This is a genomic window from Pseudomonas sp. NPDC090203 (assembly GCF_044746765.1).
Taxonomy (GTDB): Bacteria; Pseudomonadota; Gammaproteobacteria; order Pseudomonadales; family Pseudomonadaceae; genus Aquipseudomonas; species Aquipseudomonas putida_AD.
Map to the genome: position 1 here is coordinate 22,251 of NZ_JBIVCV010000008.1, position 12,366 is coordinate 34,616.

Consider the following 12,366-nt stretch of genomic DNA (forward strand, 5'->3'; position numbering starts at 1 on the left):
ATGTCCATCGATTGCAGCGATGGAAAACTTAAATCGATTTCTGCCCTTTTCGCGCCTTCGCAGCCTTCTCTGCGCGCAAACGCCGCACCTCTTTGGGATCAGCCAGCAGCGGTCGGTAGATCTCGACGCGATCCCCCTCCTCCAACTTTCGCACCTTGGGATCGGCGATCACCTTGCCGAAAATGCCCAATGCACAGGCCGTCAGGTCGAGATCCGGAAACAACGCGCCGATCCCCGAAGCCTGCACGGCACTGAGCACCGTGGCGCCGACCGGCACTTGCAGCTTGAGCAGTTCCTGGCGATCGACAGCGGCGTATACCACTTCGACGCTGATCAGCGCCTCAGCCATACAGTTCTTTGGCGCGCTGGCAGAACGCATCCACCAGCGTATTGGCAGCCTGGTTGAACAGCGGCCCCAGGGTTGCACGCACGATGGCGCCGGAATAGTCGAACGACAGGTCGAGGCTGATCTTGCAGGCTTTCTCGCCCAGTGCCTTGAAGGTCCAGATGCCGTGCAACTGGCTGAACGGGCCTTCTTCGAGGTTCATCTCGATGATCTGGCCCGGGGTCAGCGTATTGCGCGTGACGAAGTGCTGGCTCAGTCCACCCTTGGCGACATCGACCCGGGCACGCATCGCGGTATCGCTCTGCTCCAGCACCGCGGTGCCGGAACACCATGGCAGAAACTCCGCGTAGCGGGATACGTCGTTGACCAGGTCGTAGAGCGCCTGGGCGGGATAAGGCAACAGGGCAGAGCGTTGAATATGGGTAGTCATTTCAGCGTCATTTCCAAAGCTGAGCGGCAAACACAATCAGAATGCCGATCGGCGCCACATAGCGCATCAAAAAGAACGTCAGAGCGAACAGGACCGGACTGCGTACCGACAACTCGTCGCGCACCGCCTCACGGCCCATCACCCAACCTGCAAATACCACGAAACACAATCCGCCCAGAGGCAGCATGATCCGCGACGTGAAGAAGTCAATCACGCCAAAGAAATCCAGGCCCGCAGTCGCGCCCCATTGGTAGAGGTGAAACGCGCCGCCTTCGTTCACGAAGAACTTGGCTTCTTTCCAGATATTGAACGAGAACACCGTGCCCAGGCCAACGAACCAGCAGATGAACGACAGCCAGAACGTCACCCAGCCGCGACGGACGCGAGTTCGCTCGACCAGGTACGCCACCATCGGCTCCAGCAGCGAAATCGCCGAACTCCACGCGGCCACGGCCACCAGGATGAAGAACACCACGCCCATCACCGTGCCGAAGGCCACGTTACCGAAAGCGTAAGGGAGTGTGACAAACATCAACCCCGGGCCTTCGCTGGGGTTCAGCCCCGCGGCGAAGACAATCGGGAACAGCGCAAGGCCTGCCAGCAGCGACACGAAGGTGTCCAGCAGCGCTACGCCCACGACGGTGGCGCTGATGGAGGCTTCCTTGGTCATGTAGGCGCCGTAGATCATGATCGAGCCGACACCCACGCTGAGCGAGAAGAAGGCATGCCCCATCGCCGGGAGCAGCCCGTCGAGCAGCTTCTCAGGGGTGAAGTCGAACATGAAATGCACGCCTTCCATGAAATGCCCGGTGGTCAGGCTGTAGCCCAGCAGGATCACCATCAGCACGAACAGCAGCGGCATCAGGATGCGCAGGCTGCGCTCCAGACCCGCGTTGACACCTTTGGCAATAGTAATGGCCGACAGCAGCATGAAGAACGTATGCCAGGCCACCAGGCGCCACGGATCGGCAATCATTTCACCGAAAAACGCGCCCACGCCATCAGGGGTCACCGACTGGAAGTCGCCCTTGCCCACATCGATGATGTACTCCAGGGACCAACCACCGACCACGCTATAGAAAGACAGGATCAGCAGCGCGGTAATCATCCCGGCGAACGCACCCCAGGACCACTTGCCCGAATGCCCCGCCTCGCGGGCCAGCACTTTCAGGGCATTGGCCGGGCTTTGCCGGGCGCGGCGGCCGATCAGGGTCTCGGCGATCATCACCGGAATGCCGATCAGTGCGATGCACGCCAGGAACACCAGCACGAATGCACCGCCGCCATAGACGCCGACCATGTACGGGAATTTCCAGATGCTGCCCAACCCCACGGCCGAACCAGTGGCGGCCAGGATGAACACCCAGCGGCTTGCCCAGCTTCCGTGAACTGAAACCTTGTCCGTCGACATCGTTGACACGTCCAACACGCAAAAAAAGATCGCGCATTGTCCGGGATTCACTCAGTGCGCTCAAGCACGCAGGTCACTGTTGCGAGCCCATAGCCGAGAGCACCGTTGATCCCTATAATGCGTCGCCTATGGCCAAGCTCAAGAAACATCCCACAGGGACCATCGCGCAAAATAAAAAGGCGCGTCACGATTACTTCATCGAACACAAGTTCGAGGCCGGTCTGGTCCTGTCCGGTTGGGAAGTAAAAAGCCTGCGTGCCAACAAGGTGCAGCTGGTGGACAGTTACGTGCTGCTCAAGGACGGTGAGGCATGGCTGATGGGCAGTCATATCACGCCGCTGACGACAGCCAGTACCCACGTCATCGCTGACCCGACACGCACCCGTAAACTGCTGCTCAACAAGCGCGAGCTCGAAAGGCTCAACGCTGCCGTGGCACAAAAAGGCTACACGGCCGTCGCCCTCGCCCTTTACTGGAAGGCGCACCTGATCAAGTGCGAAATCGCACTCGGCAAGGGTAAGAAAGAGTACGACAAGCGCGACACCGAACGCGCCCGCGACTCCGACCGCGAATTGCAACGTGCGGTGCGCAACAAGGGCAAGGAAGACTGAGCCCGAGATAAGCCGCGCTACTCCTTACTGTAGGAGCGCGCTTGCCCGCGACTGCGGTGTGTTAGCCCGATGGTTTTCATCTGGCACGACGCCGTCGCGGGCAAGCGCGCTCCTACAAGTGTGCGGTCGCTGCTTCTTTAAATCCCGTTACGCCGCTCGGCACGGGCCGTTCGCTGCACCTGCTGGCGCACTTCTTCCAGCACTTCCTGCACATACAGCAAATGACGGCTGGACACCTCGCGGGCGTCGTCAGCCCGGCCTTCGATGATCGCCAGGTACAACTCGCGATGCTGGCTGATCAGCATGTCGCGCGTTTCTGAGCGCTGCTGATACATGCCCCCGATGTTGGTCACCACATTGCGGCGCAAGAGGTCGAACAACCCACGAATGGTATGCAGCAACACCGCGTTGTGGCTCGCTTCGGCAATCGCCAGGTGGAAGTTCGCATCCGCCGCACCCTCTTCGGCACGGCTCACCTCATCGACCCGGGTGTAACAGTCCTGCAGGGCATCGAACGCCTCACGCAGCCGAATGCGGTCCACATCAGTGGCGCGAATCGCTGCGTAATAGGCGCAGGAAGCTTCCAGCGTGTGGCGAAATTCCAGCAGGTCGCGTTGCGCCTCGGAACTGCTTTCCAGCAGATGCAGCAAAGGATCGCTGAAAGTCGAACCCAGGTTCTCCACCACATAATTGCCCCCGCCCTGGCGACTGACCAGCAGCCCCTTGGCGGTGAGTTTCTGGATGGCCTCGCGCAGGGACGGGCGCGACACGCCGAACTGTTCGGCAAGCGCCCGTTCGGCAGGCAAACGCCCCCCGGCCCTGAGCGTGCCCTCGAGAATCATTCGTTCGAGCTGTTCGACAATATCGTCTGACAACCGGCGCTGACGCACCTGATCAAAGCCCATACCCCATCACTCCACATCACCTGCCGCCCCGCCTGACATAAAAACGGGGGCGCATATTCTCACTGATTGTGGCCAGACATTCACCCGGCAGATGCAATCCAAATCACCATTTCAGGCAAAAGCCGGACGAACTGCTACAAAAGTTCTAGAGCCTGAAATTGACACATCAACACCAAGGCTTTTAACCTAGCGACAAGACATTGTAAATTGGTCTTACCAATTTATGAATGCCGGCGACGAGTGGCTATCCCCACGACACGCCGCAAGCGATTCGCGACGGCGCAACGCTTGAGCTGGTGAGCTGTGCGATTCGTTCGTCAGCACCGGCAGGACAGAGGCCAACAGGCCGTCGTCCGCTGGAGCCGCGCACGCAGGACACGGACACCGGGCCTAACCAAAAACAACTAGGGGCCTCCTACATGCAAACCTGGCAACAGTTCTACACACCCTTGGGCAGCCTGGGCCTTTCGGCGCTCGCTGCAGTCATCCCGATCGTGTTCTTCTTTCTTGCGCTGGCAGTCTTTCGGCTCAAAGGACACATTGCGGGCACCATCACCCTGTTGCTTGCCGTGCTGATCGCGATCTTCGCGTTCAAAATGCCAGCCGACATGGCCATCGCCTCGGCGATCTACGGCTTCCTGTACGGCCTGTGGCCCATCGCGTGGATCATCATCGCGGCGGTGTTCCTCTACAAACTCACCGTCAAGAGCGGCCAGTTCGAGATCATTCGAAGCTCCGTCATGTCGATCACCGACGACCAGCGCTTGCAGGTCCTGCTGATCGGCTTCTGCTTCGGCGCCTTCCTGGAAGGTGCGGCAGGTTTCGGTGCGCCGGTGGCGATCACCGCGGCGCTGCTTGTAGGCCTGGGGCTGAACCCGCTGTACGCAGCCGGCCTGTGCCTGATCGCCAACACCGCACCGGTGGCGTTCGGCGCCCTGGGGATTCCGATCATCGTCGCCGGCCAGGTGTCGGGCATCGACGCCTTCAAGATCGGCGCCATGGCCGGTCGGCAACTGCCGCTGCTGTCGGTGTTCGTGCCGTTCTGGCTGATGTTCATGATGGACGGCGTCAAGGGTGTGAAAGAGACCTGGCCCGCAGCGCTGGTAGCAGGCGGCAGCTTCGCCATCGTGCAATTCCTGACCTCGAACTACATTGGCCCGGAACTGCCTGACATTACCTCGGCACTGGTGAGCCTGGTGTCCCTGACCTTCTTCCTGAAAGTCTGGCAACCGGCCCGCGCCACCGACATGCAAGTGGCCAGCGCAGGCGGCGGTGCCGTGGTGATGGGCGGCCCTGGCGGCTTCGGTCAGCCGCGCACCACCAAGAAATCCCCGTACTCCGCCGGCACCATCATCAAGGCCTGGTCGCCGTTCCTGATCCTGACTGTGATCGTCACGATCTGGACGCTGAAGCCGTTCAAGGCGCTGTTCGCCGCTGGCGGCCCGCTGCAAGCCCTGACCATGAACTTCCCGGTTCCGCACCTGGATCAACTGGTCATGAAGGCTGCCCCCATCGTGGCCAACCCGACCGCCATGCCAGCCGTGTACAAGTTCGACCTGCTGGCCGCATCGGGCAGCGCGATTCTGGTCTCGGCGATTCTGGCGATGATCGTACTGCGCATCGGCGCAAAAACTGGTCTGACCACTTTCAAGGAAACCCTGATCGAGCTGCGCTGGGCCATCGTGTCCATCGGCATGGTGCTGGCCTTCGCCTTCGTCATGAACTACTCGGGCATGTCCACCACACTGGCCCTGGTGCTGGCAGGCACGGGCGCTGCGTTCCCGTTCTTCTCGCCCTTCTTGGGCTGGCTGGGTGTGTTCCTGACCGGTTCCGACACATCGAGCAACGCCCTGTTCGGCTCGCTGCAAGCGACCACCGCGCACCAGGTGGGCGTCAGCGACGTGCTGATGGTGGCCGCCAACTCCAGCGGCGGCGTAACCGGCAAGATGATTTCCCCGCAATCGATCGCGGTCGCCTGTGCGGCCACAGGTCTTGTGGGTAAAGAGTCCGATCTGTTCCGCTTCACCCTCAAGCACAGCATCTTCTTCGCCGCCATCGTCGGTTGCATCACCTACGCCCAGGCGTACTGGTTCACCGGCATGCTGGTTCACTAAAGAGACGAGCACCGGGCGCCACTGCGTGCGCCCGGCTGCTGCCCTGCTCATTCAACGCTGCGAGACCCCATGATCATTTCCGCCGCAACCGACTACCGCGCCGCCGCGCAGCGCAAGCTGCCACCCTTCCTGTTTCACTACGCCGACGGTGGCGCCTACGCCGAACACACCCTGCGCCACAACGTTTCCGATCTTGCTGGCATCGCTTTGCGTCAGCGCGTTCTGAAAAACATGTCGGAACTGAGCCTGCAAACCACGCTGTTCAATGAAACCCTGAGCATGCCTGTCGCTCTGGCTCCTGTAGGACTTTGCGGCATGTATGCCCGTCGCGGCGAAGTGCAGGCCGCCCGCGCCGCTGCCAGCAAAGGCATTCCGTTTACCTTGTCGACCGTGTCGGTGTGCCCGATCGAAGAAGTCGCGCCCGCCATCGACCGCCCCATGTGGTTCCAGTTGTACGTGCTCAAGGACCGCGGCTTCATGCGCAACGCGCTTGAACGCGCCAAGGCCGCCGGGGTGAAAACCCTGGTGTTCACCGTCGACATGCCGGTGCCCGGCGCCCGCTACCGCGACCTGCACTCGGGCATGAGCGGCAGCAACGGCCCGATCCGTCGCGTGCTGCAGTCCATGGTTCATCCGCAATGGGCCTGGGACGTCGGCGTCAACGGCCGCCCCCATGACCTGGGCAACGTCTCCGCCTACCGTGGCAGCCCGACAGGTTTGACCGATTACATCGCCTGGCTGGGCAACAATTTCGATCCGTCGATTTCCTGGAAGGATCTGGAATGGATTCGTGACTACTGGGACGGCCCGATGCTCATCAAAGGCATCCTCGACGCTGACGACGCCCGCGACGCGGTGAAATTCGGCGCCGACGGCATCGTCGTCTCCAACCACGGCGGTCGTCAGCTCGATGGCGTGCTATCCAGCGCCCGCGCACTCCCCGCCATCGCCGACGCCGTGAAGGGCGACATCAAGATCCTCGCAGACTCCGGCATTCGCAGCGGCCTGGACGTGGTGCGCATGATCGCCCTGGGTGCCGACACCGTGATGATCGGTCGCGCCTTCATCTACGCCCTGGCCACCCACGGCGAAGCCGGCGTGAAACATCTGCTCGAACTGTTCGAGAAAGAAATGCGCGTGGCCATGGTGCTGACCGGCGCCAAATCCATCAGCGAAATCACCCGCGACTCCCTCGTTCGAGAGCTGCGTGAACTGGGCGCCTGAGCGCCCACCCTTTCAGATAACGCACCACGCACGCGGCACGCCAGATGCCGCGGCTGCAGAGGAAGACCGCATGAGCCTGCCCGCCTCCTTCCTGGCCGATGTTAAACGCCTGATCCCCGCCGAACGCCGCTTCGACGACCCGCTCTCGACCCTGGCCTTCGGCACCGACGCGAGCTTCTACCGGCTGATTCCAAAGCTGGTGATTCGTGTCGAATCCGAAGACGAAGTGGCCGCGCTGCTGCAGCACGCCCGCGTCGATCGCGTGCCAGTGACCTTTCGCGCCGCTGGCACCAGCCTGTCCGGCCAGGCCATCAGCGACTCGGTGCTGATCGTGCTGGGCGACAACTGGAACGGCCGTGAAATTCGTGGACAAGGCGAGCAAATCCGCCTGCAACCCGGCGTCATCGGCGCCCAGGCCAACGCCTGGCTCGCGCCGTTCGGACGCAAGATTGGCCCTGACCCGGCCTCGATCAACGCCGCCAAGATCGGCGGCATCGTCGCCAACAACTCCAGCGGCATGTGCTGCGGCACCGCCCAGAACACCTACCACACCCTGGCGGGCATCCGCATGGTGCTGGCCGACGGCACGCGCATCGACACCGAAGACGCCGCCAGCGTCGCCGCCTTTCGCGCAAGCCACGGCTCGCTGCTGGAGAGCCTTGCGCAACTGGGCCGCAAGACCCGGGCAAATGCCGAGTTGGCTGCAAAGATTCGCCACAAATATCGTCTGAAAAACACCACCGGGCTGTCACTCAACGCCCTGGTCGATTTCGACGAGCCGCTGGATATCTTGAGCCACCTGCTGGTCGGCTCCGAGGGCACGCTGGGTTTCATCAGCGCCGTGACCTACGACACCGTGCCCGACCACCCGAACAAGGCCTCGGCGCTGATCGTCTTCCCCGATGTGGAAACCTGCTGCAACGCGGTCACCGTGCTAAAGACACAGCCTGTCTCAGCCGTCGAATTGCTCGACCGGCGCAGCATGCGTTCCGTGCAGAACAAACCCGGCATGCCCGCTTTCGTACGAGAGCTGTCGGAAAGTGCCTGCGCGCTGCTGATCGAAGCCCGCGCCGCCACCCAGCCATTGCTGCATGAACAACTGGCACAAATCATGGCCTCCATCGCGCACTTTCCAGTGGAGAAACAGGTAGATTTCACCGAAGACCCCGGCGAAAACGCGCGCCTCTGGGCCATCCGCAAGGACACCTTCCCCGCCGTCGGCGCGGTGCGCGAAACCGGCACCACAGTCATCATCGAAGACGTCACCTTCCCGGTCGAGCAACTGGCCATCGGCGTGCGTCGCCTGATCGAACTGTTCGACAAACACCACTACGACGAAGCGATCCTCTTCGGCCACGCGCTGGAGGGGAACCTGCACTTCGTGTTCACCCAAGGCTTCAACGACCCTGAAGAAATCGCCCGCTACTCGGCCTTCATGGACGATGTCACGCAACTGGTCGCGGTGGAATTCAACGGCTCGCTCAAGGCCGAGCACGGCACCGGGCGCAACATGGCGCCCTTCGTCGAACTCGAATGGGGCAGCGAAGCCTATCAATTGATGTGGCAACTCAAACGCCTGCTCGACCCCACCGGCATTCTCAACCCGGACGTCGTGCTCAGCGAAGACCCGCAGATCCACCTCAAACACCTCAAGCCCATGCCCGCCGCCGACACCATCGTCGACAAATGCATCGAGTGCGGATTTTGTGAGCCGGTGTGTCCGTCCAAAGGACTGACCCTCAGCCCGCGCCAGCGCATCGTCATGTGGCGCGACATCCAAGCCAAAAAACGCAGCGGCATCGACACCACCGAACTGGAGCGCGACTACCACTACCAGGGCATCGACACCTGCGCCGCCACCGGCCTGTGCGCGCAACGCTGCCCGGTCGGCATCAACACCGGCGAGCTGGTGAAAAAACTGCGCGCCCAGCAAGCCACCCACGGCAAAACCGCAGGCTGGCTGGCCGACCACTTCACCACCGCCCTCAAAGGCGCACGCTTCACCCTCCACGCCGCCAACGGCGCACGCATGCTGCTGGGCGCCCCGAGATTGGCGAAGATTTCCGCCGCCCTGACCAAGGCATCCTCAGGCCGCGTGCCCCTCTGGACCCCGGCCATGCCGCAAGCGGAAAACGCCATCCGCTTCACCCCGCCGATTGAAGATCAACGCCCACGCGTCGTCTATCTGGCAGCCTGCGTGTCGCGCGTCATGGGCCCGGCAGCCGCCGACCAGGAACAGACCTCGCTGATGGACAAAACCCGCAGCCTGCTGGAAAAAGCCGGTTACCAAGTCGTCTTCCCCGAAGACCAGGACGCCCTCTGCTGCGGCCAACCCTTCGCCTCAAAAGGCTACGCCGAACAGGCCGAAGAAAAACGCCAGCAACTGCTCGCAGCACTGACCAAAGCCAGCCGCGGCGGCCTGGACCCCATCTACTGCGACACCAGCCCCTGCACCCTGCGTTTGGTGCAGGACCTCAAGGACACCCGCCTGGACCTCTACGACCCGGTCCGCTTCATCCGCACCCACCTGCTCGACAAACTGGTGTTCACCCCGCAACAGGAATCCATTGCCGTTCACGTCACCTGCAGCACCCAGCACTTGGGCGAAAGCCAGGCGCTGATCGAACTGGCGCGCATGTGCAGCCTCAACGTCGTGATCCCGGAAGGCATTCACTGCTGCGGTTTCGCCGGCGACAAAGGCTTCACCACACCCGAGCTCAACGCCCACTCCCTGCGCACCCTCAAAGACGCCGTGCAGTACTGCAGCGAAGGCATCTCCACCAGCCGCACCTGCGAAATCGGCCTCACGCAGCACGGCGGCATCGACTACCACGGGCTGGTTTATCTCGTGGACAGAGTCACCCGACCAAGAACCGCTTGATGCACCCAAATGGGGCGACAATCGCCCCATTTCCCCGACACATCTCGCAACATGGCTTTTTCACACCACCCGCGAAAAAAATAGAACCCCTGCGACGGCGGACAGTCCATCTCTTTAAGCGCCACACATGGCTGCTTGTCATTCCCTATCCGGGCATCGGCCCCATTGAATGCCCAGTCCACAGGCTTAAGGAGATACACATGAAACGTACAGCACTGACTGGCTTGTTTCTGACCGCTGCACTGTTGGGTTCCCCGGTATTCGCTGCCGATGACCTGTGCGGCACCAACCTGCAAACCCTCAAGGATGCCCACACCTCATCGGCGACCAACCTCAGCCCGGACAAAAAGGAAGAGGTCGAACGCGCCATGATGGCCGGCGAAGCCGCGCAAAAAGCCGGCGACGACAAGAAATGCATCGCCGAAACCAGCAAGACCATTCAAGAGCTGAAAACCATGGGCTCGGGCAGCGAAGGCGCCAAGTAACCCTCGCCTCGGCAAACGGGGTTCGACCTGTCCAGCGCAGGTCGCATCCCGCACAAGGTGACGTATCCCATTGATTCGGGTAGACTCCGTCCCCTGACTGCCTAGAGCAGCAGAATTGGGGCCGATTAGGATTCGACGCCGGTGATGAAACTCTAGGGGCATGCCGACTTGGTAACAGAAGTCGTAAATCCACTGTTGCAACTTTCTATAGTTGCCAATGACGAAACCTACGGGGAACAAGCTCTCGCTGCGTAAGCGGCGCTAGCCTTCCTTCTGGTAGCTTCGGCTCCAGCAATCATCAGGGGATGCCTGTAAACCCGAAATGATTGTCATACAGAACAGGATCGCCGTGCAGTACGCTGTGGACGAATCGGCTAAAACTTACACAGCTCGCCCAAAGCACCCTGCCCGTCGGGTCGCTGAGGGTTAACTTAATAGACACGGCTAAGCATGTAGGCCCGAAAGCGGAGTACTGGCGGACGGGGGTTCAAATCCCCCCGGCTCCACCACTTCAACATCTAAAGACGTCCACGGACGTCTTTTTTTGTGCCTGCAGGTCAGCAAAAACGGGGCTTTCAGCGCTTTTGCGGTCTTCAGTGGTTTTTTGAGTTCCAACGCTTTTGGTATCCCGGGTGGTATCCCTGGCTAACCAGTGCTATTTTCAGGATACCAAAACGCTGCTGGAGGTATCCCAATGCCTACTAACGCAAGCCGCCTCTCCGACCGCCAGCTCAAGACGGTCAAGGCCACTGGTAAAGACTTCGTCCTCACCGACGGCGATGGTCTGCAGCTTCGAGTACGCGCCAGCGGCTCGATGATCTGGAACTTCAATTACCGCGAGCCGCTGACCCGCGATCGCCTCAACATGGCGCTCGGCCCTTACCCCGACCTCTCACTGGCCAATGCCCGGAAGAAAGCGACAGAGGCGCGCGAACTGCTCGCACTGGGTATTGACCCCAAAGCCCAACGCGATGAGGCTCGACAGGCAAGGCTGGCCGAGAACGAGCACACCTTTGAGAAAGTCGCCACCGCCTGGTTCGAGCTCAAGAAGGACTCGGTGACGCCCGCCTACGCAGAGGACATCTGGCGCTCGCTCGTGCTGCACGTTTTGCCCAGCATGAAAAGCACGCCCCTCAAGGACGTGTCCGCCCCCATGGTGATCAAGCTGCTCAGACCTTTAGAGGCGAAGGGCAGCCTAGAGACGGTGAAGCGCGTCAGTCAGCGGCTCAACGAGATCATGACCTATGGAGTGAACTCCGGCCTGATCTTCGCCAACCCGCTGACTGGTATACGTTCGGTTTTCAAAAAACCGAGAAAAGAAAATATGGCTGCGCTTCCGCCCGAGGAGCTTCCCGAGCTGATGATGGAAATCGCCAATGCTAGCATCAAACGCATAACCCGCTGCTTGCTCGAGTGGCAACTCCACACCATGACCCGCCCCGCCGAGGCGGCTACCACACGGTGGGCCGATATCGACGTCGATAAGGCTCTGTGGGTCATCCCCGCCGAGCGTATGAAAAAACGCCGACCCCATGCGATCCCGCTCACAGACCAAGCACTTGCATTGCTGACCACGGTCCGGCCACTCAGCGGCAACCGCGAATACGTGTTTCCATCTGACCGGAATCCCCGTACCCATGCCAATAGCCAGACGGCGAACATGGCGCTTAAAAGGATGGGCTTCCAGGATCGGCTCGTCAGCCACGGGCTGCGCTCGATGGCCAGCACTATCCTTAACGAACATGGTTGGGACCCCGAACTGATCGAGGTCGCGCTGGCGCACGTAGATAAAGATGAGGTGCGCAGCGCATACAACCGGGCGGACTACATCGAGCGTCGACGACCAATGATGGTCTGGTGGAGTGAATACATCCAGAAAGCCGCGACCGGCAACCTCTCGGCCAGCGCGATCAATGTGGCGCGGGATCGCGTAGTACCGATCCAGTAACGCTGCGGCAA

General features: G+C 61.2%; 10 protein-coding genes and 1 other RNA gene. 7 read left to right on the forward strand and 4 right to left on the reverse strand.

Going from position 1 to position 12,366, the window contains the following annotated elements:
• Positions 1-28: 28 nt before the first annotated feature.
• From ACIPO9_RS15245 to ACIPO9_RS15255, 3 genes are read right to left on the reverse strand one after another with little or no spacing between them, the layout of a single operon-like run.
• Entirely contained in the window at positions 29-349 is a 321-nt protein-coding gene (locus ACIPO9_RS15245; protein WP_274135936.1) for an RnfH family protein, read from the reverse strand.
• Positions 342-776, reverse strand: a complete 435-nt coding sequence (locus ACIPO9_RS15250; protein ID WP_274135937.1) for a type II toxin-antitoxin system RatA family toxin — start codon at positions 774-776, stop codon at positions 342-344. Before ACIPO9_RS15250 ends, ACIPO9_RS15245 begins: the two co-directional genes overlap by 8 nt.
• A 7-nt stretch (positions 777-783) precedes the next feature.
• Positions 784-2,187: a sodium-dependent transporter gene (locus tag ACIPO9_RS15255; RefSeq protein ID WP_274135938.1), complete on the reverse strand. Its 1,404-nt coding sequence runs from the start codon at positions 2,185-2,187 to the stop codon at positions 784-786.
• Between the two features lie 128 nt (positions 2,188-2,315).
• Between ACIPO9_RS15255 and smpB the strand changes: the two genes are divergently transcribed.
• On the forward strand, positions 2,316-2,798 hold the full coding sequence (smpB, locus tag ACIPO9_RS15260) for an SsrA-binding protein SmpB (protein ID WP_274135939.1): 483 nt from the start codon (positions 2,316-2,318) through the stop codon (positions 2,796-2,798).
• A gap of 137 nt (positions 2,799-2,935) precedes the next feature.
• Here the strand turns inward: smpB and ACIPO9_RS15265 are convergent, their stop codons facing one another.
• Positions 2,936-3,703, reverse strand: coding sequence for a GntR family transcriptional regulator (locus tag ACIPO9_RS15265; protein ID WP_274133592.1), 768 nt, complete (start codon positions 3,701-3,703; stop codon positions 2,936-2,938).
• A gap of 419 nt (positions 3,704-4,122) precedes the next feature.
• Here ACIPO9_RS15265 and ACIPO9_RS15270 point away from each other — a divergent pair, with 419 nt between their 5' ends.
• The 6 genes from ACIPO9_RS15270 to ACIPO9_RS15295 all read left to right on the forward strand — a co-directional run bounded on the left by ACIPO9_RS15270 (position 4,123) and on the right by ACIPO9_RS15295 (position 12,355).
• Positions 4,123-5,817: a lactate permease LctP family transporter gene (locus tag ACIPO9_RS15270; RefSeq protein WP_400605251.1), complete on the forward strand. Its 1,695-nt coding sequence runs from the start codon at positions 4,123-4,125 to the stop codon at positions 5,815-5,817.
• A gap of 69 nt (positions 5,818-5,886) precedes the next feature.
• Complete coding sequence (lldD, locus tag ACIPO9_RS15275) at positions 5,887-7,041, forward strand: FMN-dependent L-lactate dehydrogenase LldD (protein WP_400781817.1); 1,155 nt, start codon at positions 5,887-5,889, stop codon at positions 7,039-7,041.
• A gap of 70 nt (positions 7,042-7,111) precedes the next feature.
• A complete protein-coding gene (locus ACIPO9_RS15280; RefSeq protein ID WP_400781820.1) occupies positions 7,112-9,922 on the forward strand; it encodes an FAD-binding and (Fe-S)-binding domain-containing protein in 2,811 nt (936 codons plus the stop codon).
• A 200-nt stretch (positions 9,923-10,122) separates the two neighbouring features.
• Positions 10,123-10,407: a hypothetical protein gene (locus tag ACIPO9_RS15285; protein ID WP_274133596.1), complete on the forward strand. Its 285-nt coding sequence runs from the start codon at positions 10,123-10,125 to the stop codon at positions 10,405-10,407.
• 117 nt (positions 10,408-10,524) lie between these two features.
• Positions 10,525-10,916: a transfer-messenger RNA gene (gene ssrA, locus ACIPO9_RS15290) on the forward strand.
• Positions 10,917-11,101: 185 nt separating this feature from the next.
• Positions 11,102-12,355, forward strand: coding sequence for an integrase domain-containing protein (locus ACIPO9_RS15295; protein ID WP_400781822.1), 1,254 nt, complete (start codon positions 11,102-11,104; stop codon positions 12,353-12,355).
• Positions 12,356-12,366 lie beyond the last annotated feature (11 nt).